Origin of the sequence: Lysinibacillus sp. NPDC056959, assembly GCF_042674095.1 — a bacterium.
Taxonomy (GTDB): Bacteria; Bacillota; Bacilli; order Bacillales_A; family Planococcaceae; genus Lysinibacillus; species Lysinibacillus zambalensis.
On record NZ_JBHURE010000003.1, the window covers coordinates 378,510 to 401,414 of the forward strand.

Sequence of the window (22,905 nt, forward strand, 5' to 3'; positions counted from 1 at the left end):
CCTCTTATTTTATAAGATTAGGTAATTGTTCCTTTAACTTACGAATCGCATTCCCACGGTGGGAAATCGCTCCTTTTTCATCGGCTGTAAGCTCTGCCATCATACGGTTTAAGCTTGGGACAAAGAAGACTGGATCATAACCAAATCCGTTTGTGCCACGTTTTCCGTGAGCAATAACACCTTCACAAGTACCAAAAACTGTTGTCGTCTCAAAACCAGGCCCTGCAATAGCAATGCAACAGCAGAAGCGTGCTGTACGCTTTTCAACCTCGACATTTTTTAAGTTTTCTAGTAGTTTAACCATGTTTGCTTCATCATCATGATCACCAGCGTAACGTGCTGAATACACACCTGGTTCACCATTTAATGCATCAACAGCTAAACCACTATCATCAGCAATAACAATTGTACCAAGCTCTTTTGCTAATGTTTCTGCCTTTAGAATAGCATTTTCCTCAAAGGTAGTGCCTGTTTCGTCTATTTCCATCTCTGGGGCTACATCAAACATCGTTACAACTTCATAGCCAAGCGGTCCAAATAACGCTTCGAAATCTTTTGCTTTTCCTTTATTTTTTGTCGCAATTACTACTTGTTTCATGTTATTCATTACCTCCCACTTTGTTAGCTAATTCACCTAATGTCTCTTTTTGAAGTGCAATCAATTGTTGAATGCCCTTTTCACCTAACTCCAGTAGTTCATTTAACTCTTCACGAGAAAAAGTTGCTTCTTCACCTGTACCTTGAAGCTCAACAAATCGTCCTGCTCCTGTCATGACGATATTCATATCTACAGCAGCAGCGACATCTTCAACATAGTTTAAGTCTAAAACGGCTCCATGATCCTCTACAATACCAACACTTGTTGCAGCTAAATAGTCTGTTACTGGGAATTTTTTAAATTGTTTTTCTTCAGCAAACTTAGCAATTGCTTGTGTCATCGCTACAAATGCTCCTGTAATTGAAGCTGTACGTGTCCCGCCATCTGCTTGAATCACATCACAGTCAATCCATACAGTTCGTTCACCAAGTGCTTCTAAATCCACGACTGCACGTAATGCACGACCGATTAATCGTTGAATTTCCATTGTGCGGCCATTGACTTTACCACGAGATGATTCGCGTGCTGTACGCTGTGCTGTTGCACGAGGTAGCATCGAGTATTCTGCAGTGATCCATCCTTTGCCTTGTCCACGTAAAAAACCAGGAACCTTATCTTCAATCGTTGCTGTACAAATTACTTTCGTATTACCTACTTGAATTAAAACTGAGCCTTCTGGGTGCAATAAATACTCACTATCTATTTTCACCGGACGCAGTGCATCTACATTTCTTCCATCAAATCTTGTCATATTTTTCGTTCCTCCTAAATACTTTCGCGCACTCATCTTAACATAATTTTGATCTTCAAAAAAGTGCTCATTCCTTATGTACTATGCTAAAAAACGTCAAAAATCAGCCTAGCTCATAGCTAAGCTGATTTTTTATTTTAATGTCATACGTTTTATTTGAAGAGTACCTTGCTCAAGCCAATTTTCAGCAATTGAACGGAAAATTGGCACAGAACCCGTTGCATAAAATTTATGAGCAGGCACAGCGTCTGGGTCAGCCAAAGTGCCATTGTAAGCAAGCATTTCTTGAACATCCTTCGCTGTTTCCTCTGCGGAAGATAGCACAAAAACTTCTTCTCCCACAACAGCTTCAATTTGTTTTTGCAAAATTGGATAGTGCGTACATCCTAGTATGACCGTATCAAATTGTTCATTTTTCAGTGGCTTTAAGCCTTCCGCAATTAAATTATTTGCAAATTCACCTTTATATTCGCCACTTTCTACAAGTGGTACGAATGTTGGACAAGCAAGTGGAATTATATGAGTTGACGTATTCAGTGATAATAAGGCTTCCTCATACGCCCCACTTTTAATTGTTCCTTCAGTTGCAAGCACAACGACTTCATGTCGCTTCGTTTTCTTTACAGCTGCACGTGCGCCAGCATTAATAACGCCTAGTACCGGAAAAGGCATATTTCTTTGTAAACTTTCGAGTGCTACTGCAGTCGCTGTATTACAAGCAATGACGAGCATTTTGATATTCATTTTTTCTAGTGCTTTTGCCATTTGCCAAGTAAAATTCCGCACTTCTTGTCGAGTTCTTGGACCATACGGACATCTTGCTGTATCACCAATGTAATAGATCGTTTCATTTGGTAATCGCTTCATTATTTCTTTTGCTACGGTTAAACCGCCTACTCCTGAGTCAATAACGCCTATCGGGGCATTCATACTTTCCGCCTCAATCCTGTTTCATGTGTACATGTAGTTTTTCTAAATAGCTTGATAATTGCGCGACTTCTTGTTCGTTAAAACCAACAAGCTTCTCTTGCAAATATTGCTGTCTTTTTTCAATAACCTCTTGAATAATACGTTCGCCTTTTTCGAGAAGATGAACAACAACGACACGACGATCATTTTCGTCACGCACTCGCTTAACTAATTCATTTTTCTCCATACGGTCCACTAAATCTGTTGTTGTACTAAAAGCTAAGTATAGTCGATTTGACAGGTCGCCAATTGTTATATCGCCAAGCTCTTCTAACCACTGTAATGCAACAAATTGTGGCGGCGTAATCGCATATTGTGAAACAATCTCTCTTCCTTTTTGCTTCACAATCGCCGCTATATAGCGTAATTCCTTTTCAACCGTTGCAACGGTTTCAGGTGAGTGTTTTGTTACTTCATCCGACATATAACTATTTCACTCCTAAAAATACGTTGAATAGTTCTATTTTGTCGTTTTTTTTCTAAAATAGCAAGTGTCCTTTTAGTCTAATTTAAATTCTTCTAAGCGTAACAGCTCAATTAACGCTTGAGATCGATTTGTTACACCTAACTTTTGAATTGTATTGGAAATGTGATTTCGCACTGTTTTTTCACTAATACCAAGTTGCTCTGCAATATCCCTCGTTGTTTTTTCAGCTAATAAAAGCGCAAATATTTCACGTTCTCGGTTTGTTAAAAGAGAACGATGATGAGAGCCATTCATTTTCAGTTACACCCTCCTCCCCCGCACGTATTGTAACTTATGTTAAGGATTGAGGAGCGGTGACGGCTATTTTCATTAATATCTCGTGTTTCCTAAAAAAATTCGGAAATTGCTTCCATAAAAGAATAAATTCAATGAGAAAATGCAATTTCAGCCGTCGAGAGATCATTATATGATCACTAAGCTTGCTAGCTGAGTTTTTGTCTCTTCAGATAAGGGTACACTCTTCCCAGTTCGAGGGTTCATTTGCACTACCGTCCCCCTACCTGTAAAGCAAACCTCATCATGCTGATTTTTCGCTAAATAATGAATATCCATTGATGAGTTCCCTACTGTCGCTACTTTCGTATAAATTCTGAGCACATCATCAAAGAAAACTTGCTTCACGTAATCACACTGTAAGTCAGCTACAATCGGAATCCCCTCTATATTTTCATCCATTGCTGATGGCATGAGAACACCTAAATGGCGGAAATAATCGATTCGTGCCTGTTCAAAATATGTAAAGCTAACTGTATTATTCATATGACCGTACATATCCGTTTCTGAAAAACGTACACGGATCTCAATATAAAATGCAAAATCCTTAGTCCATTCCTGAAAATTTCCGATATAATTTGCTTTCATCTTAGCCATCCCCCTAATTTTCATTCGCCTCTTCCCAAACAGTAGATAGAATTAGCGATTGATAAATGAATATGCATTCATTATAAAGCAAAATACTATTTTATCATAGAAAATTTACATTTTAGCTCGTTATATTTAAAAATCCCTTATTTTATGCAACAAAGTCTTTCTACGCTGTACTTAAATTATCCTATTTAGTTTTTCTTAAAAATGCCCCTATTGAGAACTCCCTATCATGCGAAACATTAGTCAGCGGGCGTTTTATCAGTCTTTGCCAATCGGGCATTTACAAGTAGTAAATCTATAAATTTATTTAATATTTTCCATAGAAAAAAACTCCCTCACACATTATGTGTAAGGGAGTTTGTGAGTAAAAGCTTGTACTATTAGTCAACGTAGTGGTCAGAACCGAAGAAGTTACGGAACATTTGCACTGTAGTTGCACGGTTTAATGATGCGATAGATGTTGTTAAAGGAATACCTTTTGGACAAGCAGCTACACAGTTTTGTGAGTTACCGCAGTTTGCAAGGCCTCCATCACCCATGATCGCATTTAAACGCTCGTCTTTAATCATTGCACCAGTTGGGTGAGTATTGAAAAGACGTACTTGTGATAATGGTGCAGGTCCGATAAATGAAGCTTTTTCAGACACGTTTGGACATGCTTCCATACATACACCACAAGTCATACATTTAGATAATTCATAAGCCCATTGACGTTTACCTTCTGGCATACGTGGACCTTCACCTAAATCATAAGTACCATCAATTGGAACCCATGCTTTAACTTTTTTTAGTGCATTGAACATACGTTCACGGTCAACTTGTAAGTCACGAATAACTGGGAAAGTTTTCATAGGCTCAAGTTTAATTGGCTCAGTCAATTGGTCAACAAGCGTTGAACAAGATTGACGTGGGCGTCCATTGATAACCATTGAACATGCACCACAAACTTCTTCAAGACAGTTCATATCCCATGCAACTGGTGTTGTTTTTTCACCATTTGACATAACTGGATTCTTTTGAATTTCCATTAATACAGAAATAACGTTCATACCATGACGGTAAGGAATTTCGAATTTCTGCCAGTAGCCATTGCCACCTTGTGTATCTTGACGTAAAATTTCAACTTTGACCATTCTTCCAGTATTAGCTGCGATATTCATAATTCTTAGTCTCCTTTCGCAGAGTAATCACGTTTACGTGGTGGAATTAATGAAACGTCGACTTCTTGGTATGTGATGATTGGATTACCAGTAGTTGGGTCAAATTTCGCCATTGTAGTTTTTAAGAACTGCTCATCATCACGGTTCGGGAAATCTGGTTTATAGTGTGCACCACGAGATTCGTCACGTAATAATGCACCTTTTGTCATTACTTTCGCAAGGTAAATCATATTTTTCAACTGACGCGTAAAGTGAGCACCTTGGTTACTCCATTTTTGTGTATCGTTGATGTTAATGTTTTCCCAACGTTTTTGGAATTCATCAAGTTTGTTTAATGTATCTTCAAGTTGGTCGTTATAACGTACTACTGTCATAGTAGCTGTCATCATTTCACCAAGTTCTTTATGAAGTAAGTAAGCGTTTTCTGTGCCGTCCATTTTCATGATAGCATCCCACTTAGCTTGTTCTTCTTTAACGCGAGCATCGAAAATCTCTTGTGGAAGATCTTCAGCATGCTTTTTAAGATGTTTAACATAATCTACTGCGTTTGGACCAGCAACCATACCACCATAGATAGCAGATAATAATGAGTTCGCACCAAGACGGTTTGCACCATGTTGAGAGTAATCACATTCACCCGCTGCAAATAAACCAGGAATTTCAGTCATTTGGTTGTAGTCAACCCATAATCCACCCATTGAATAGTGAACTGCTGGGAAAATTTTCATTGGTAATTTACGTGGATCATCCCCTACGAATTTTTCGTAGATTTCAATAATACCACCAAGTTTTACATCTAACTCATGTGGATCTTTATGAGAAAGATCTAGGTATACCATATTTTCACCGTTGATACCAAGTTTTTGGTTTACACAAACGTCGAAAATTTCACGTGTTGCAATATCACGAGGTACTAAGTTACCATATGCAGGATATTTCTCTTCCAAGAAGTACCAAGGTTTACCGTCTTTATAAGTCCAAATACGGCCACCTTCACCACGTGCTGATTCTGACATTAGACGGTTTTTGTCATCTCCAGGAATAGCTGTTGGGTGAATTTGAATGAACTCACCATTCGCGTAAGTAGCACCTTGTTGATAAACGATAGAAGCAGCAGAACCTGTATTAATTACAGAGTTTGTTGTTTTACCGAAGATAATACCAGGGCCACCAGTCGCCATAATAACAGCGTCTGCACGGAATGATTTAATTTCTTCTGTACGCATATCTTGCGCTACGATACCACGACAAACGCCGTCAGGATCGACGATTGCACCAAGGAATTCCCAGTGCTCATATTTGTTAACTAAACCAGCTACTTCGTGAGAACGAACTTGCTCGTCTAGTGCGTATAGTAATTGTTGACCAGTCGTCGCACCAGAGAATGCTGTACGGTGGTGTAATGTACCACCAAAACGACGGAAATCAAGAAGACCTTCTGGTGTACGGTTGAACATAACACCCATACGGTCCATTAAATGAATAATACCAGGGGCTGCATCACACATACCCTTAACTGGTGGTTGGTTCGCTAAGAAGTCCCCACCGTATACTGTATCATCAAAGTGGATCCAAGGAGAATCCCCTTCACCTTTTGTATTTACCGCACCATTAATTCCGCCCTGCGCACATACGGAGTGTGAGCGTTTTACAGGAACTAATGAGAATAAATCAACTTCAGTACCAACTTCAGCTGCTTTAATCGTTGCCATCAGACCAGCTAGACCGCCGCCAACAACAATTATTTTGCTTTTCGCCATGATTATTTCTCACTCCTCTTAAAAAATTGCAATGATTGCCATGTACTCTATAGTAGCTTCTATTACATTAAACGAAAGCTAAAATAGCAGCTACACCAACTACACTTAGAATTACGAAAATAATGTTTGTTACATAAGTAGCAACCTTTTGAGACTGAGGAGACTGTGTAATACCCCAGCTTACTAGGAATGCCCATAAACCGTTAGATAAGTGGAAAGTTGCTGATATAATACCAACAATGTAGAATCCAAGCATGAATGGATTCGATACGATATCTGCTATCATATTGTATTCAACTTCTGAACCTAACGCTTTTTGGATACGTGTTTGGAAAATATGCCATGCAATGAAAATCACTAAGAATACACCAGTGAAACGTTGTAATGAGAACATCCAGTTACGGTATGTGCTGAAACGCCCTGTGTTTGGTGAAGCTGTGAATGCAATGAATACACCATAGAATGCGTGGAACAGTAATGGGATATAAATAACTACCCATTCAATTACTAACAGAAGATTGTGTGGAATTAAATCCATCTTACCTATTGCATTATTGTAAGCTTGTTCACCACCAACAGCAGTGAAGTTCATTGACAAGTGGAACATCAGAAACAGACCTACTGGAATGACACCAAGTAGAGAATGTAAACGACGCCATAAAAACTCTCGATCTTTCGACAAGACTGTTACCCCCCTTAGTACTTAAAATATCACATCAAAAGAAGTCATCATTTTGTAACTGATACTTCATTGACTGTGTATTTCATCATGGTACAATATTATGACATGTTTATTGTACTCTCAAGAGCTACGAGCGTCAAGGCAACTAAGAGTTTTTCGTATTCCTTATTAAAGAAACAATCTAGTACATGATGCGTCGTTTTTTCTCGAAAAACCTATCTTTACTTTATCAGTGTCGAATTATAAGAAAATTCTAAGAAAGAAGGATTTAAATGTTAAACACTTCATCACCTACAATCTCAGCTTTTGGCTATGAGATAATTCGCGATTATATTTTATCTTCCATTCTTGGTAAACATGAAGGTGATGTTCTTTACTGGGCAGGAAAAGACCTAGCACGGAAGTTCCCATGTAAAAGTCAAGATGAACTTATCGCATTTTTCGCAGATGCCTGCTGGGGTAATTTAGAGCTTGTCAAGGAATCGAAGGATGGACGTACATTCCAGTTGACAAATGATTCAGAACTGTTACAAATCGGTCTTCGTAGCTTTAGACTCGAAGCAGGATTTATAGCTGAACAAATCCAGCAAGCAAAAGGTTACTTAACTGAATGCTATGATGAAAAACGTGAAAAGCAACAGAACGTTACATTTACAGTTAAATGGGACGTCAAGGAACGAATCATGAACACCGTTCCTTCAGAGTAAAACGAAAAGGATTGTCATTCCAAATTTATGGATGACAATCCTTTTAATATTTATAGGTGGGCATGTCTTTCTTTTAAAAGTACATCTATTAACGAAATAAACGCTTCTAAAATATTTAGTGAGTATTGAATCATTTCCTCTAAGTTTTTGATTGACAGTTCATTCACTAATTTTTGTGCAGCCATATGTACTAATTCATGAGGTTGTTCTATATGAAGATATTCTGGCAAATTCCGATATTCCTCAAAATAGCCATAATACCATTCCCCAAACTTACATTCATGATGCGTTTTTATAATTTCTTTTAGGCCAGCCTTTTGTAAAGCATTTCTTAAAAAGCTTGCATGATCCATTAACCTTGCTGCCAATTGGCTAACTACCGTTTGCTCTTTAGGCTTACGGATTGTAGGAGCAATAGCTTTTAACATTTCAGATACTTGATTTTGTATTATATCCGAGAAGTCACTAGTATGAGATAATTCCGTCGTTGTTTCCGCTAAACGTCCTACAGCTATTACATTTTCTTCTGATGCGACTGTCATTTGATCAATGCCATGTGCTGCTTCTTCAATATTTTTACTTGTTACAGTCAAATTAGTAATATTGCTCTTCATGATACTTAAAAAGTCAGTTAAATAATGTTCGACTTCTTTAATATTTGTTATTGTATTATGTAATTTCTTATCAATGACTGATCGAATCTTCGTCATTTCTTGCAATGAACCTTTCGAGCTGTTAGCTAACTTCCCTACCTCCATCGCAACAACATTAAATCCTTTTCCATGTTCACCAGCACGTGCAGCTTCTATAGAGGCATTTAAGGATAGTAGTTGTGTTTGATCAGCAATCCCAGTCACACCTTTACCGATATCATCCATTTTAGTTATTTCATTATACAACTGCTCTGTTGAATGAGCTCCTTTAGACAACAACTCCTGAACCAGTTCACCTTTTGTAATGGACGCTTCCATTTCCTCTACAAGGAGTAATGAATGCTGTTTGATTTCTTGAATGTTTGCATTAACATTTTGCTCAACTGCAAGTATCTCTTCTGTATTTGACGACATTTCTTCACTCATTGCTGAAATATCCCCTACACTTGTTGAGACATTTTGAACCTTTAGCGCCGTTTGAAAATTAATTAACTCCATATGCGCTAGTACAAAGTCTAAAATCGCATTTTTCACATCAATACTGTCATGCTCAAGTTCTAATTCCAAAATTCGCTTTTTTAATATTTGTATTTCTAAATCGTTGTGTTGCTCAACGCTTTCATCCACTGGCTTTTGAAATAAACCGAATAGCACCATATTAACTCCCACCTTCCATTTGGAAAAACATGTCACATTTTATTATATAACAACTAAATTAGATAAAGTATGAAATTAATGTAAACAAAAATAGATGTGCCATTTAATGACACACCCTATTCATATTATATGTAAAGCGCTTGTTCTAAATTAAATTCGTCATGTAATGCATTTGCTGCACGAATCATTTCGTCCTGAGGAACAACGACAGACACTTTTATTTCAGATGTACTTACCATTTTCACAGGGATATCTTCACGACGTAAACGATCAAACATACGGGCTGCCACTCCCGGGTTAGATGCCATTCCTGAGCCAATAATAGAGACTTTCGCTAAACCAATTTCAAAATCAGCAAAACTAAACCCTAGTGATACTTTACTATCTTCTAGGACACGTAATGCATCAGCGAACTCCTCTTTTAAAATAGTAAATGATACAGTCGGCTTTAAGCCATCAATTATTGCTTGTACGATTATATCAACGTTTATGCGATTTTCTGCAAGCATTGTGAACATATCTGCTAACGAAGCATTAGAATAAGCATCATACCCTACCGTTAGGCGAATAACGTCTGACTCATAGGCAACACCACGTACAATTAAATTTTTCTCCATTTCAACTTCCTCCTTCAATAAAGTACCTTCTGTATCTTTTTCGCTTGACCGAATGATAACTGGGATTTGAAACTTCTTTGCTATTTCTACAGCCCGTGGGTGTAAAATTTGTGATCCTAAATTTGATAGCTCTAGCATTTCATCATAGGAAATTTCTTTTACCTTTTGTGCCCCAGCAATCTGACTTGGATCAGCTGTATAGACTCCATCCACATTCGTATAAATATCTACACGCTCTGCCTCTAATGCTGCAGCAATAGCTAAAGCCGTCGTCTCCGCACCACCTTTACCAAGCGTCGTAATATTCCGTGAATTACCGATCCCCTGTTCCCCTGCAACGACGACGATTTTCCCCTGAGTAAAATACTCTTCTATTCGACTAGCTTCTATCACATCAATTCGTGCATTGCCATACACCGCATCAGTTTGAATACCTGCCTGCCAGCCTGTTAATGACACTGCATCATAACCTTCTTCCTGCAAAGCAATTGCCACTAATGCACTTGATAGTTGTGAGCTTGTTGACAATAGTGCGTCTAGTTCACGTTTAGACGCATTGTCTGATAGATTACAAGCCATCTTTGCTAATTCTTTAGACGTCCCTCTCATTGCTGTAGTGACAACGACAATATCAAAACCACTTTCCTTTTCTGCAATTACCTTTTTTGCAACATCTTGAATGTGTTCAGTTGATGCTAATGCAGCACCACCAAATTTCATCACAATTCTCTCCATTCTTTTCATTCTCCTTCGTATTTAATCATTTCGCTGATTATAAAGTAGCTAAAATTTTGCAGCTTTCACAAAAAAACATCGCAAAAGCAAATAACATCCTTCAACTCTTAGGTAAGAGTAACAGCCTTGAAAAAATGTTGTTTCGAGAAATCTAAAAAGGCAGCTCTCACATAACGTGAAAGCCGCCTATAACATGTACAATAAAAGTAACTTGCGCATGTGTGATAGCTCTCCGAAACGTTTAGAATCGACAGTCTTACATCTCTTAAATGTAAAACCAGCACAGCATCGGAAACAACGATGCTCCACTTCGGCAAGTTCCCCTTTCATACATTTTCACTGGACTTGTTCGTCCTCGTATGTACTACTCTTGAACCTTGCACCTCTATCATCACTAAATAGTGATTGTATTTAATTGAATCTTAGCGAAGAAATTTCCAATTTAATAAGTAGAAACTACTTATAAACTAAGATGCTGTGTATGACATTGCTATATTGAATAGCTATGTTATATACAAACCTTAGCATACGTCTAATCCTTTGACAATGTCTCTTGTTTAAAATCAATTTCACCTTAGCGTAATTGCCGCTGTCGCTTTGCTTTCGCGCAGAAAACATTTGCCGCTGTCGCTTTGCTTTCGCTACAGATGAACAAAGCGTCCGAAATCGGCTTTGTGCTTAGGTCTGCAGATGTTTTTTGTACGAAAGCGCAGTGCTAACGTAGCGACAGCGACACGAGGGCCGACACGAAATCGGTCATTTCGATAATACCACAGGACGTGGCGTTTTTACCGATGCAGGTCAGTTAGCCGTTATCGCATGGATGCGATGATTTTAGGCTAACATCCCCTCAGAACTCCTTTCCGATTCCGTGACATCCTTCGGAGGCTCTATTTTCATTCAGCAAATGTCTTTTGTACCGAAAGCGTAGCGACAGGTACAGGTGTTTGGACACCCACCGAAAAGGAATTCCATCTACATTCATCTCACTTACCCTTCAGATGTAGTGTTTTCTGCTGAATGAAAATAAGTATGGATATTGCTAGCTAGACTAGCCGGCATCCCAGCTTCCTGTAATGCTTGCACACTTGCCTCACGAATTTTTTTGACAGAGCCAAAATGCTTAAGTAATTGCTGTTTTCGCTTTGGACCAACTCCCTCTATTTGATCGAGGACAGATTGTATAGCATGCTTCTCGTGCTGCTGTCGTAAGAAAGTAATAGCAAAGCGGTGTACTTCGTCTTGAATTCGTTGCAGTAAATAGAAGCCATCACTTGTGCGCTTTAATGCAATTACTTCAGGTGGATCACCAAATAGAAGCTGAGACGTATTATGCTTGTCATCTTTTGCTAATCCGGCAATTGGAATGACAAGGCCGAGCTCATCCTCTAATACTTCCCGTGCGACTTCCATTTGCCCCTTCCCGCCATCAATTAGTACTAAATCTGGTAAAGGTAGACCTTCTTTTAATACTCGTGTGTAACGACGACGGATCACTTCCTGCATTGCCCCGTAATCATCGTGCTTGGCAGCTGTACGTGTTTTGTATTTTCGATACTCCTTCTTTGCAGGTTTTCCATCGATAAATACAACCATTGCAGATACAGCATCTGTTCCATGCATATGACTATTATCGAAAGCTTCGATCCGTAAAGGCACAGAAATGCCCATAGCTTCACCGAGCGCCTCACATGCTCCTATTGTGCGTTCTTCCTGACGTTCAATAAGCTGGAACTTCGCTGCTACAGCAATTTCAGCATTTTTAATCGCTAAATCAACAAGCTCTTTTTTTTGGCCACGTTTTGGTGTTAGTACCTTCACTTCTAATAATTCTGTTAAAATATCCGCATCAATAGATTGTGGGATAAAAATTTCTTTAGGCTTAATATGCTCTAGCTTGTCATAAAAGCGCCCAACGAACGTTAAAAATTCCTCTTCTGCATCTTGATAAATCGGAAATATCGAGACATCACGCTCAATGAGCTTTCCTTGACGGACAAAGAAAACTTGCACACACATCCAGCCCTTCTCGACTGCATAACCAAATACATCGCGGTTTGTTGTATCACTTGATACAATTTTTTGCTTTTGCATGACTGTATCAATATGTGCAATTTGATCGCGAAATTCCTTTGCACGTTCAAACTCTAAATTTCCTGCGGCCGCTAGCATCTTTACCTCTAACTCTTTTTTAACTTCTTCAACCCCACCATTTAAAAATTTTGTCATATCTTCAATCATATCGTTGTAAGTGTCAACATCAATCTCTTTCACACAAGGAGCTAGACATTGCCCCATGTGATAATACAAACAAACCTTTGAAGGAAGTTGTACACATTTTCGAAGAGGATATAAACGATCTAGCAGCTTTTTCGTCTCACTTGCTGCATACGCATTTGGGTATGGACCAAAATATTTTGCCTTATCCTTTTTCACTTTTCGTGTTGTAATAAGTCGTGGATGTTTTTCATTTGTAATTTTTAAATACGGATACGTTTTATCATCCGTCAACATAACATTGTATTTCGGGTCATGTAGTTTTATAAGATTAAGCTCTAAAATTAATGCCTCGATATTGGAGGATGTTACAATGTACTCAAAATCTTCTATTTCGCTTACAAGTCTCTGTGTTTTCCCTTCATGCGTACCAGTAAAATACGAGCGAACTCGATTTTTCAACACTTTTGCTTTCCCGACATAAATAATAGTACCTTGTCGATCTTTCATCAAATAGCAGCCAGGCTGATCTGGTAAAATTTCAAGCTTTCGTTTAATTAAATCATTCATCGCCTACCTGCCCCCATTTTCTTAAAATAGCGTTCGCTTTTTCTCTATATTATATAACGAAAAAAAAGCCAAGCACATCTTATTGATGGCTTGACTCTTTTTTTCTTACAGATTAAGCATGTTTTGCGATAAATGCTTCTAACGCTTCTTTTGGTTGGAAACCAACTGTTTTATCTACTAATTCACCGTCTTTGAATAATAGTAATGATGGGATAGACATAATTTGGTATTCTGCTGCAGTACCTTGGTTGTTATCTACATCTACTTTTACAATATTAGCCGCACTACCTGCAGCATCCATTTCTTCAAGAACTGGTCCAATCATTTTACAAGGTCCGCACCAAGCAGCCCAAAAGTCTACTAGTACTAACCCTTCTTTAATATCATCTTGGAAAGTTGCATCTGTTGCATGTACAATTGCCATTTGAAATCCTCCTTAAACTTACTATGTTTGTAGTATAGCATGGATAAATTCTCTTGAGCGAACAATCTGCCTAGTATGCATAATTTATGAAAATTCAGGTCGATTAAGGCATTAAGTTCATTTTTAGTGTTTCCTAATTTTCTTGAAAACGACCTTTAAAGACATAGGTTAACGTAATAAAGAGATAAATAGCTAAAGTAATACCTGTTACGATAATAGATGTTGTAAAAATAATACCAATTAGGATTGCACTTAACGCAATAATAGCTATCCAAGTTGTGTAAGGGAACCATTTTACTGCATAGGTACTTGTTTTTTCTGACTGTTTTTTACGCGATTTCAGATGTGCAATCGCAATAATTAGCCAAATAAATAACACGGTATATCCAAGTGAACCCATTAGGAAATCAAAAGTTCTGCTTCCCGCAAATAAAGAAAATATGACAGCTATATATAAAGCGAAGGTACACATTAATATGGCATATACTGGAACTTTTCGTTTTGATAAATATGCAAAGATTTTAGGAACACGCCCGTCTACAGCTTGTGTATACAGAACTCGCGATGAACCATAAAGCCCTGAGTTCATTGACGAAATAATTGCGAGTATAACAACAGCGTTCATAATATGGTCAGCACCAGGAATCCCAACCATTTTAAAGACCATCACAAACGGACTTTCCGGAACCCCATTTACTTCATTCCAAGGAATCAAGCTAACGATAATAAAGAAAGGAATTAAATAAAAAGTTACAATACGTACTAATGTACTGCGAACAGCTTTTGGCACTACTTTTTCAGGATTCTTCGTTTCAGCTAATGTAATACCAATAATTTCAGTACCACCATAAGAGTAAATAACTACAAGCATTGCAGAAATCAATCCCATTGATCCGTTCGGGAAGAAACCACCATGTTCCGTTAAATTAGAAAAACCAACAGCTGTATGATTACCAAAAGTAACAAGCAATAAAATTAATCCCGCTATAATGAACACCACAATAACGGTAATTTTAATTAACGCCAGCCAATATTCCGTTTCAGCAAAAACTTTCACTGATAACAAGTTTACGGCTGTAACTAACACTGAAACAGATAATGCAAGTATCCAAATCGGGTAATCTGGCAACCAATATTGAATAAAAATGGCCGCAACTATAGATTCTGCAGCAATATTTAACACCCACATTTTCCAATAAATCCAATCTAGGAAATAAGCTGGATACTTTCCTAAAACGGCTTGCACTAGATCTCTAAATGTTCTGGCTTCGCTATTACGGACTGCCATTTCTGCTAAACCTTGCATAACAAACAGCAGGATTATCCCACCAATTAAGTACGCAATAAGTACTGATGGCCCTGCCATATCAATAGCTGCACTACTTCCTTTAAATAACCCTGCACCAATGGCACCACCTAAAGCCATCATCGTAATATGCCGTGAGGTCATCGTTCTTTTTAATTTCTGATTGCCGTTTTCCATTTCCTTACCTCCTAAAATCAACAAATGCGCTAAAGAGCTCGTTTACATCCGACAAGCGCTGGAGAGCCCGAAGCAAAAGTAAACGTTCCTCCACTTTTGCCCAAGGGATCGAAGCGATCTCGAGGATGTAGCGCTTTAGCCTAGACGAAAAAAAGGCATATCGTCTGTTCCCTCATTAACAAATGAAAGAAGAGACGATATGCCATAAGCAAACCGCGGTACCACTCTAATTGGTTCTTTTAGAACCCTACTTAAAAACCTAGTAACGAAGGTTAACCGTTCAACAAATAGAATATTATGAAAATTCCATTTATTTTACCGCTCATAGGCAAGTTCAAAGTCTTATTGGACTGCGTTGCACCAACCCGCAGCTCTCTTCACCAAATAATGGGCTTTTACTACTCCTAATCTTTGCGTTTCTTTTTTGAATAAAAATCAATTATGCCTCGGCATAATTGCGTCTGGAATCAGCTTTGTGCTTGCACAAAGAACTCCTTCCTGATTCCGTGACATCCGCCGGAGGCTTTAACTTATTTCAGTGAGTGTTTGATCCGCTGAAATAAGTTAATTTAATATTCATCACTATACGTTCAAAAATTAATTATGTCAACATTTTATTTTGCAATAACTTTAAAAAGTCAAAAAATTCAACAAAAAAAGCAGGGAAGATGCATCCTCCCTGCACATTTATTATGCGTTCACTTTTAACGCTTTAAATTCTTCGATTAGAAGAGGCACTACTTCAAATAAATCGCCTACGATACCGTAGTCCGCAACTTTGAAAATATTTGCCTCTGGATCCTTATTAATCGCAACAATTACTTTTGAATTCGACATCCCCGCTAAGTGCTGAATTGCTCCAGAAATACCCGCTGCAATGTAAAGGTCCGGTGTTACTACCTTACCTGTTTGACCAATTTGAAGTGAGTAGTCACAATATTCAGCATCACATGCACCACGTGAAGCTCCAACTGCACCTCCAAGTAAATCTGCTAGCTCTTTTAATGGTTCAAAACCATCCTCCGACTTTACGCCACGACCACCTGCTACAACTACTTTTGCCTCTGAAAGATCGACACCCTCTGAAGATTTACGTACAACCTCTTTAATAATTGTTCGAAGGTTTGTAATATCTACAGTAAGAGAAGTGATGTCACCAGATTTCCCTGCTACTTTTTCTAACGGCGCAATATTATTTGGACGGACTGAAGCTAAAACTAAGCCGTCTTTTACTTTCACTTTTTCAAAAGCTTTACCAGAGTAAATTGGACGGATGAATACAACATCATCACCATCACCTTCCATAGACGTTACATCAGATACAAGACCTGCTTGTAATTTACTTGCAATTTTTGGTGATAAATCTTTACCGTTTGCAGTATGACCAAACACGATACCTGTTGGCTTTTCTTCCTCAATTACAGCTAATAAAGCTTGGCCATAGCCATCAGATGTATATTGTTTTAAATGTGGATGCTCTACCGTTACAACACGGTCAGCACCATATTCAAATAGTGGACCCGTTAAACCTGCTACAGCATCTCCTAAAAGAACACCAACAACCTCACCGCCATCAGCGATTTGCTTTGCAGCCGCAATTGCTTCGAAAGAAACATTACGTAAGCTTCCTTCACGAACTTCACCTAATACTAATACTTTTTTTGACATAGTATATTCCCTCCGTTACCCTTTAAGATTCGATTTGTGTCACCAGATGACTTAAACTACTTTTGCCTCTGTATGAAGTAGGCTTACTAGCTCTTTTACTTGAGCAGAAAGTTCGCCCTCAAGAATACGACCTGCTGCCTTTTGAGCTGGTAAGAAAATATCAACTGTTTCTACCTTAACTTCTACATCGTCTTCATCGATATCTAAATCATCTAACTCAAGTTCTGCAAGCGGTTTCTTCTTCGCTTTCATGATCCCTGGTAAAGATGGGTAACGTGGCTCGTTTAAACCTTGCTGAGCTGTTACTAAAAGTGGTAAAGATGTCTCGATTACTTCTGAGTCACCTTCAATATCGCGTACAATTTTCGCAGATGTTCCATCAATTTCAAGCTTTGTAATTGTTGTAACATAGTTAATGCCTAGTAAATCTGCAACACGAGGTCCTACTTGACCAGAGCCTCCGTCTATTGCAACGTTTCCTGATAAAATTAAATCAGCGTCTTTATCTTTTAAATATTGAGCTAAAATATATGCTGCTGCATTTTGATCCAATTCATCTAGATCGTCTTCTGTATTAATCAGAACCGCTTCATCAGCTCCCATTGCAAGTGCTGTGCGTAATTGCTTCTCTGCATCTTCGCCACCAATTGAAACAACTGTTACTTTACCGCCTGCAGCGTCTCGTACTTGAATAGCTTCTTCAATGGCATATTCATCGTAAGGATTGATGATGAATTCTGCGCCATCCTCTTGGATTTTACCACCCGACACAACGATTTTTTCTTCTGTATCAAACGTACGTTTAATTAATGCAAAAATATTCATATATCCATACCCCCTGAAACGATTTTTATTTCTAAGTAAACTTATAAATATTATATATTTTCAGTGTCGATAACGTCGATAACACTCTTTCAAGTCGCTATCGACACTGATGGAATATTATTTACCAGTAAACACAGGCTCGCGTTTTGCAATAAATGCTTGAATTCCCTCTTTTGCATCTTCTGAAACGAATACTGTACCAAAGGATTTTGCTTCCGCCTCAATACCTTCATAGAATGAAGCATGCTTTGCATATTGCAATGTTTGAATAGCAGCTTTTAAAGCTACCGGACTCTTCTTCGCAATTTTCTTTGCTACCTTTAACGTTTCTTCTAGTAATGCTTCATCTGTAAATGCACGATTTGCTAAACCCCATTGTACAGCTTCTGTACCAGAAATCGGCTCACTTGTGAACATCATTTCTGCAGCTTTTGCAACTCCTACATATCGTGGTAGACGTTGTGTACCCCCAAAACCTGGAATAAGACCTAATTGTAATTCAGGTAGTCCTAATTTCGCAGATTCTGTCACAAAGCGCAGATGACAACTCATCGCTAATTCTAAGCCCCCGCCTAGTGCAGCACCATGAATTGCAGCAATAATAGGTTTAGAGAACGTTTCAACTCGCTCAAAAACTTGTTGACCATTGCTCGCTAGCTTTGAAAATTCATCACCAGAAACAACCTCTGTAAACTCTTTAATGTCTGCACCTGCTGAGAAGAAACGACCTTCGCCATGAAGTACAAGGACACGTACAGTGTCATCATTTTCTACTTCATCTAGCACAGCATTTACTTCGGAGATGATTCCGCGAGATAATGCATTTGCTGGTGGGCGTGCAATTGTAATAATCGCTACTCCATCCTCTGCTTTCCAACTTAGAAATTCCATTTCTCCACATCCTTTTAAGCTTTAATACCGTTCAAGATTAATGCCTGAACTTTTGGAACCTGTTCTATCAAATCATATCGATATTCATTCATAACCCACGACGTAATAGTTTCGTCAATGGTTCCAAACACCATTTGACGCGCCAAGCGCACATCCATCGTTTGATTGAACTCACCTGATAGCATACCTTCGATTAAAATTTGATCCAGTAATTTTAAATACTCTCTTAACACCGAATTAATCTTTAGTCGTAAATCTTTATTCGATTGTCGTAGTTCCAATTGTGTGACGGTTGCTAGGTATCGATCTGTCGCTAGAACATTAAAATGATTTGCGATCATTCGTGAAAGTTTGTCCTTAGACGTACTTCCATTTTCTATTATATCTTGTAATGACTCTACAAAAACAGCCATTTTTTCATTAAAGACAGAAATTAATATATCTTCTTTATTTTTAAAATATAAATAGATTGTTCCATCGGCCACCCCTGCCTGTTTAGCAATCTTCGATACTTGTGCTTGGTGATACCCATTTTCTGCAATAACGATGACAGCTGCATCAATAATTTGCTTATATTTTGGCTTATCACGTTTCACCTTTATATCACCACCTAAAAAAACTTGCACACGCCCCATTCATGCTGATCTATTGCGAAGGATGTGACGTGGTAACCTAAAAAAATATGAAAATATGAATGGTCATTCATTCATATTTTCATATTATAATTTACAACTTTGCTTGTCAATACTTTACCACGTATTTATTTTGCTTCTTTATTCACCAATTTTGTTTTTTCCTCGTCTACTAACGAGCGACGCAAAATTTTCCCAACAGCCGTTTTCGGTAGCTCATCTCTAAACTCATAATAGCGCGGAACTTTGAAAGCGGCTAAGTTTTGACGGCAATATTTATTTAATTCGTCTTCCGTAATCGAATATCCTTCTTTTAAAACAATATAAGCTTTTACTGTTTCTCCACGATATGGGTCTGGTATGCCCGCAACTACACATTCTTGGATTTCCTCTCGTTCATATAATACTTCCTCTACTTCACGAGGGTAAATATTAAAACCACCTGCGATAATGATATCTTTTTTACGGTCAACTACATAGAAATACCCTTCTTCGTCCATATAGCCCAGATCGCCTGTTAAAAACCAGCCATCTACGAACGACGCTGCCGTATCTTCAGGGCGATTCCAATAACCTTTCATAACCTGTGGTCCCTTTACAGCTATTTCTCCTACCTCACCGACTGGAAGCACCTCTGTATCCCCTGTACGTAAAATTACTGAATCCGTATTTGGCCAAGGTAAACCAATTGAGCCCATGACACGCTTACCCCAAATAGGTGTAGCATGTGTGACAGGAGAAGTTTCTGTTAAACCATATCCTTCTACAAGCTTTCCCCCTGTAGCCGCTTCAAATTTCTCCTGCACTTCTACTGGCAATGAAGCAGAACCACTTAAGCATGCTTTTATAGATGATAAGTCATATTTTGCAATATCCGGATGATTTAATAGACCAATATATAAGGTCGGTGCACCTGGGAAAAGAGTCGGTTTTTGCTTATCTATCGTTTTCAACGCCGTCTCTGCATCAAACTTTGGTAATAACACCATTCTATTTTGCGTGAAAACGGATAATAACATAACAGTAGTCATACCATAGACATGGAAGAATGGTAGAATGCCCATAATGGTTTCCTCTCCATGTATACATTTATACATCCATGCATCACACATCGTTGCATTAGCAATTAAGTTTTTATGGGTTAGCATCACACCCTTAGGAAAGCCAGTCGTTCCACCTGTATATTGAAGCAGTGCGATGTCCTCTTCAAAATCAAATGGAATATCAATCATTTTGATGGGAGCGGAGCGCATAATTTCTGTGAATAAGTGATTTTGACCACTATGTTCAACCTTGACACTAAAACCGTACTGCTTCTTTTGAATATATGGATATACCAAATTTTTAGGAAATGGCAAATAATCTTTAATAGCTGTGACAATTACATTTTCAAGCGCAGTTTCTTTGATAATTTTCATAACACGTGGATACAAAATATCCATCAATAAAATTACTTTCGCACCTGAATCAGCCATTTGATATTGAAGTTCACGCTCAGTATAAAGTGGATTTGTTTGTACGACAATCGCTCCAGCATACATTGCCCCGTAGTAAGCGATTACACTTTGTGGTGAGTTTGGTAGCATAATCGCTACTCGATCTCCCTTTTCCACCCCAAGGGCTTGTAAATAGTTTGCGAACCTAAGCGCTGACTCATATAACTCAGTATACGTCAAATCCTTTCCCATAAAATGAATCGCAACTTTGGATGGATTCTTTTTATAGGCGCGTGTCAAAAACTCTTGCACAGGAATTTCCTCAAACGTTAAAGACGATGGTACTTCTTCAGGATAATTTGATAGCCATGGTTTTGTTGTCATACGTCCTCTCCCCTTTGTCCCAAACTTTGTAAACTCTTATTTTAATTATAATGAAAAAGAAATACTCTTTCAAACATAAAATAGAAAATAAATGCATTTACGATTAATTATTATGCATTTAACAACATTTATATAACTGTGTTTCTTAGGGTTTGGATCGATGTACTTTATGAATACTCATTCACTCTTACTTTTTTCATACTCAAGAGTGAGTTCATATTTCTATATTCGAAAAATAATTTTTTATTGCTTACTTTTTAGATAGATGAAGGAATGTTAATAAATGTTAGTAGTATTTTGCGATGATTTATATGAGGTTGATGTAACTTATGATTTTTTTCGAGGGTATTATAGTTTTTTATTTATTGATGAGATGGCACACTCAACCTGACCACTTCCTCTCCGGACCTGTGCAGTTCTTCACTCATCTGAGCCGTTTTCGAAGCTACACTAGACATTTAGAATTAAGTACTTATCGCTGTAGCTTTTCTTTCCGTCGCTATGGCTTTCCTTCCTTTCCGTCGTTCTGACCTTTCTTTCCGTCGCTCCGGCTCTTCTTTCCATTGCTTTGGCTGTTCTAGCCATCACTTTGACGGTTCTATCCACGTTTTTGACTCTTCTATCCACGACTTTGGCTGTTCTAGCCATCACTTTGACGGTTCTATCCACGTTTTTGACTCTTCTATCCACGACTTTGGCTGTTCTAGCCATCGTTTTGGCTCTTCTTTCCGTCACCCCCGCTTCTTTCCGTCGTTCTGGCTGTTCTATCCATCGCTTTGACGGTTCTATCCACGACTTTGGCTGTTCTATCCACGTTTCGACGCCTCTATCCACGACTTTGGCTGTTCTATCCACGTTTTCGACACCTCTATCCACGACTTTGGCTGTTCTTTCCATTGCTTTGGCTGTTCTAGCCATCACTTTGACGGTTCTATCCACGTTTTTGGCTCTTCTATCCACGACTTTGAAGGTTCTAGCCACGTTTTTGACTCTTCTATCCACGACTTTGAAGGTTCTAGCCATCGTTTTGGCTCTTCCTTCCGTCACCCCCGCTTCTTTCCGTCGTTCTGACCTTTCTTTCCGTCGCTCTGGCCTTTCTTTCCGTCGTTCTGGCCTTTCTTTCCGTCGCCCCAGCTCTTCTTTCCGTCGCTCTGGCTTCTTTCCATAGCTAGACATCCGAGCAGCAGTTCTTCTCTTCACCCTATCAATCGAGTAGGAGGGAGTGATTAGCTCCCGACCTCTCACACCACCGTACGTACGGTTCCGTATACGGCGGTTCAATTAAGATGAATAACGCAAAGTTTTATAACGAATTTGCAGACTTTTCAGCCCTTGGCTTTCCCAGTAGGAATTGCCGAGGGTTCTGTGTAGGATGGGGCTTTTTGAGATGCGCCAGTATCCTTTTCGGGTATTTCCCCATTCGTATGCTTTTCCGTATGGAACTTTTAAACGAATGAGATTTCTGACTCTCGTTCGGGGTTTCTTCCAATTCTTCCAAAGACACATTCGCAACCTCCTTTTAATCCAACTGTCTAATCTGTTGAATATTGAAGGTGTATCTGCGAGCGCAAAATATCCGCACCATCCAATTAGATATTGGTTTAATTTCTCGATACGGTATTCCATTGGAAATGGTTTCTTTCTAGAGGTAATTTCTCGTATTTTCTTCTTCATTCGTTCAAGGCTTGTTTTCGCCACTCGAACTTTTGGTTCTTTATGGTGTGAAAAACTG

At 38.6% G+C, this 22,905-nt stretch carries 22 protein-coding genes, 1 riboswitch and 1 other annotated feature; of the genes, 1 reads left to right on the top strand and 21 read right to left on the bottom strand.

Going from position 1 to position 22,905, the window contains the following annotated elements:
* Window positions 1–4: 4 nt before the first annotated feature.
* From ACFTQ7_RS06075 to ACFTQ7_RS06115, 9 genes are all read right to left on the bottom strand, one after another.
* A complete protein-coding gene (locus tag ACFTQ7_RS06075; protein ID WP_386827729.1) occupies window positions 5–598 on the bottom strand; it encodes an XTP/dITP diphosphatase in 594 nt (197 codons plus the stop codon).
* Window position 599: 1 nt separating this feature from the next.
* Window positions 600–1,349 carry a ribonuclease PH gene (rph, locus tag ACFTQ7_RS06080; protein ID WP_386827730.1) on the bottom strand — a complete coding sequence of 250 codons (750 nt, stop codon included), beginning with the start codon at window positions 1,347–1,349 and terminating at the stop codon, window positions 600–602.
* Window positions 1,350–1,481: 132 nt separating this feature from the next.
* Window positions 1,482–2,279: a glutamate racemase gene (racE, locus tag ACFTQ7_RS06085; protein ID WP_386827731.1), complete on the bottom strand. Its 798-nt coding sequence runs from the start codon at window positions 2,277–2,279 to the stop codon at window positions 1,482–1,484.
* A gap of 10 nt (window positions 2,280–2,289) precedes the next feature.
* On the bottom strand, window positions 2,290–2,742 hold the full coding sequence (locus ACFTQ7_RS06090; protein WP_053484913.1) for a MarR family winged helix-turn-helix transcriptional regulator: 453 nt from the start codon (window positions 2,740–2,742) through the stop codon (window positions 2,290–2,292).
* A gap of 75 nt (window positions 2,743–2,817) precedes the next feature.
* Window positions 2,818–3,039, bottom strand: a complete 222-nt coding sequence (locus tag ACFTQ7_RS06095; RefSeq protein WP_004226437.1) for a helix-turn-helix domain-containing protein — start codon at window positions 3,037–3,039, stop codon at window positions 2,818–2,820.
* A 168-nt stretch (window positions 3,040–3,207) separates the two neighbouring features.
* Complete coding sequence (locus tag ACFTQ7_RS06100; protein ID WP_349659271.1) at window positions 3,208–3,666, bottom strand: acyl-CoA thioesterase; 459 nt, start codon at window positions 3,664–3,666, stop codon at window positions 3,208–3,210.
* Between the two features lie 386 nt (window positions 3,667–4,052).
* Window positions 4,053–4,832, bottom strand: coding sequence for a succinate dehydrogenase iron-sulfur subunit (gene sdhB, locus ACFTQ7_RS06105; RefSeq protein ID WP_132357129.1), 780 nt, complete (start codon window positions 4,830–4,832; stop codon window positions 4,053–4,055).
* A 5-nt stretch (window positions 4,833–4,837) separates the two neighbouring features.
* Window positions 4,838–6,592 carry a succinate dehydrogenase flavoprotein subunit gene (gene sdhA, locus ACFTQ7_RS06110; RefSeq protein WP_386827732.1) on the bottom strand — a complete coding sequence of 585 codons (1,755 nt, stop codon included), beginning with the start codon at window positions 6,590–6,592 and terminating at the stop codon, window positions 4,838–4,840.
* A 67-nt stretch (window positions 6,593–6,659) separates the two neighbouring features.
* Entirely contained in the window at window positions 6,660–7,274 is a 615-nt protein-coding gene (locus tag ACFTQ7_RS06115) for a succinate dehydrogenase cytochrome b558 subunit (RefSeq protein WP_197144751.1), read from the bottom strand.
* Between the two features lie 272 nt (window positions 7,275–7,546).
* Between ACFTQ7_RS06115 and ACFTQ7_RS06120 the strand changes: the two genes are divergently transcribed.
* A complete protein-coding gene (locus tag ACFTQ7_RS06120) occupies window positions 7,547–7,981 on the top strand; it encodes a YslB family protein (protein ID WP_349659269.1) in 435 nt (144 codons plus the stop codon).
* Window positions 7,982–8,031: 50 nt separating this feature from the next.
* On the opposite strand, the gene ACFTQ7_RS06125 is transcribed toward ACFTQ7_RS06120, so the two are convergent.
* The 12 genes from ACFTQ7_RS06125 to ACFTQ7_RS06180 all read right to left on the bottom strand — a co-directional run.
* Window positions 8,032–9,291 (bottom strand): methyl-accepting chemotaxis protein, encoded by a 1,260-nt coding sequence (locus ACFTQ7_RS06125; protein ID WP_386827733.1) that lies wholly within the window; start codon window positions 9,289–9,291, stop codon window positions 8,032–8,034.
* 125 nt (window positions 9,292–9,416) lie between these two features.
* Window positions 9,417–10,643, bottom strand: coding sequence for an aspartate kinase (locus ACFTQ7_RS06130; protein ID WP_386827734.1), 1,227 nt, complete (start codon window positions 10,641–10,643; stop codon window positions 9,417–9,419).
* Window positions 10,644–10,860: 217 nt separating this feature from the next.
* Window positions 10,861–11,039: riboswitch (Lysine riboswitch) on the bottom strand.
* Window positions 11,040–11,633: 594 nt separating this feature from the next.
* A complete protein-coding gene (gene uvrC / locus ACFTQ7_RS06135; protein ID WP_386827735.1) occupies window positions 11,634–13,430 on the bottom strand; it encodes an excinuclease ABC subunit UvrC in 1,797 nt (598 codons plus the stop codon).
* 112 nt (window positions 13,431–13,542) lie between these two features.
* Window positions 13,543–13,854: a thioredoxin gene (trxA, locus tag ACFTQ7_RS06140; RefSeq protein WP_386827736.1), complete on the bottom strand. Its 312-nt coding sequence runs from the start codon at window positions 13,852–13,854 to the stop codon at window positions 13,543–13,545.
* 133 nt (window positions 13,855–13,987) lie between these two features.
* Window positions 13,988–15,337: an amino acid permease gene (locus ACFTQ7_RS06145; protein WP_386827737.1), complete on the bottom strand. Its 1,350-nt coding sequence runs from the start codon at window positions 15,335–15,337 to the stop codon at window positions 13,988–13,990.
* Window positions 15,338–15,524: 187 nt separating this feature from the next.
* Window positions 15,525–15,758 (bottom strand) — a binding site (T-box leader).
* Between the two features lie 269 nt (window positions 15,759–16,027).
* On the bottom strand, window positions 16,028–17,005 hold the full coding sequence (locus ACFTQ7_RS06150) for an electron transfer flavoprotein subunit alpha/FixB family protein (protein WP_386827738.1): 978 nt from the start codon (window positions 17,003–17,005) through the stop codon (window positions 16,028–16,030).
* Between the two features lie 51 nt (window positions 17,006–17,056).
* A complete protein-coding gene (locus ACFTQ7_RS06155) occupies window positions 17,057–17,830 on the bottom strand; it encodes an electron transfer flavoprotein subunit beta/FixA family protein (RefSeq protein WP_386827739.1) in 774 nt (257 codons plus the stop codon).
* Between the two features lie 117 nt (window positions 17,831–17,947).
* Entirely contained in the window at window positions 17,948–18,721 is a 774-nt protein-coding gene (locus tag ACFTQ7_RS06160) for an enoyl-CoA hydratase (protein ID WP_197144744.1), read from the bottom strand.
* Between the two features lie 14 nt (window positions 18,722–18,735).
* A complete protein-coding gene (locus tag ACFTQ7_RS06165) occupies window positions 18,736–19,317 on the bottom strand; it encodes a fatty acid metabolism transcriptional regulator FadR (RefSeq protein WP_079563171.1) in 582 nt (193 codons plus the stop codon).
* 164 nt (window positions 19,318–19,481) lie between these two features.
* Window positions 19,482–21,173, bottom strand: a complete 1,692-nt coding sequence (locus ACFTQ7_RS06170; protein ID WP_386827740.1) for an AMP-binding protein — start codon at window positions 21,171–21,173, stop codon at window positions 19,482–19,484.
* Between the two features lie 450 nt (window positions 21,174–21,623).
* Window positions 21,624–22,196, bottom strand: coding sequence for a hypothetical protein (locus ACFTQ7_RS06175; RefSeq protein ID WP_386827741.1), 573 nt, complete (start codon window positions 22,194–22,196; stop codon window positions 21,624–21,626).
* A 258-nt stretch (window positions 22,197–22,454) separates the two neighbouring features.
* A partial coding sequence (locus ACFTQ7_RS06180; RefSeq protein ID WP_386827742.1) for a group II intron maturase-specific domain-containing protein occupies window positions 22,455–22,905 on the bottom strand: 451 nt, incomplete at its 5' end.

Bases quoted from the DNA above. Each gene is read 5' to 3' on its own strand.
- ACFTQ7_RS06170 (WP_386827740.1), bottom strand. From the start codon at position 21,173: ATGACAACAAAACCATGGCTATCAAATTATCCTGAAGAAGTACCATCG.
- ACFTQ7_RS06160 (WP_197144744.1), bottom strand. From the start codon at position 18,721: ATGGAATTTCTAAGTTGGAAAGCAGAGGATGGAGTAGCGATTATTACA.
- ACFTQ7_RS06125 (WP_386827733.1), bottom strand. From the start codon at position 9,291: ATGGTGCTATTCGGTTTATTTCAAAAGCCAGTGGATGAAAGCGTTGAG.
- rph (WP_386827730.1), bottom strand. From the start codon at position 1,349: ATGACAAGATTTGATGGAAGAAATGTAGATGCACTGCGTCCGGTGAAA.
- ACFTQ7_RS06175 (WP_386827741.1), bottom strand. From the start codon at position 22,196: ATGGCTAGAACCTTCAAAGTCGTGGATAGAAGAGTCAAAAACGTGGCT.
- ACFTQ7_RS06130 (WP_386827734.1), bottom strand. From the start codon at position 10,643: ATGGAGAGAATTGTGATGAAATTTGGTGGTGCTGCATTAGCATCAACT.
- ACFTQ7_RS06075 (WP_386827729.1), bottom strand. From the start codon at position 598: ATGAAACAAGTAGTAATTGCGACAAAAAATAAAGGAAAAGCAAAAGAT.
- ACFTQ7_RS06120 (WP_349659269.1), top strand. From the start codon at position 7,547: ATGTTAAACACTTCATCACCTACAATCTCAGCTTTTGGCTATGAGATA.
- ACFTQ7_RS06090 (WP_053484913.1), bottom strand. From the start codon at position 2,742: ATGTCGGATGAAGTAACAAAACACTCACCTGAAACCGTTGCAACGGTT.
- sdhA (WP_386827732.1), bottom strand. From the start codon at position 6,592: ATGGCGAAAAGCAAAATAATTGTTGTTGGCGGCGGTCTAGCTGGTCTG.
- ACFTQ7_RS06150 (WP_386827738.1), bottom strand. From the start codon at position 17,005: ATGTCAAAAAAAGTATTAGTATTAGGTGAAGTTCGTGAAGGAAGCTTA.
- ACFTQ7_RS06145 (WP_386827737.1), bottom strand. From the start codon at position 15,337: ATGGAAAACGGCAATCAGAAATTAAAAAGAACGATGACCTCACGGCAT.
- ACFTQ7_RS06155 (WP_386827739.1), bottom strand. From the start codon at position 17,830: ATGAATATTTTTGCATTAATTAAACGTACGTTTGATACAGAAGAAAAA.
- ACFTQ7_RS06100 (WP_349659271.1), bottom strand. From the start codon at position 3,666: ATGAAAGCAAATTATATCGGAAATTTTCAGGAATGGACTAAGGATTTT.
- racE (WP_386827731.1), bottom strand. From the start codon at position 2,279: ATGAATGCCCCGATAGGCGTTATTGACTCAGGAGTAGGCGGTTTAACC.
- ACFTQ7_RS06095 (WP_004226437.1), bottom strand. From the start codon at position 3,039: ATGAATGGCTCTCATCATCGTTCTCTTTTAACAAACCGAGAACGTGAA.
- uvrC (WP_386827735.1), bottom strand. From the start codon at position 13,430: ATGAATGATTTAATTAAACGAAAGCTTGAAATTTTACCAGATCAGCCT.
- trxA (WP_386827736.1), bottom strand. From the start codon at position 13,854: ATGGCAATTGTACATGCAACAGATGCAACTTTCCAAGATGATATTAAA.
- sdhB (WP_132357129.1), bottom strand. From the start codon at position 4,832: ATGAATATCGCAGCTAATACTGGAAGAATGGTCAAAGTTGAAATTTTA.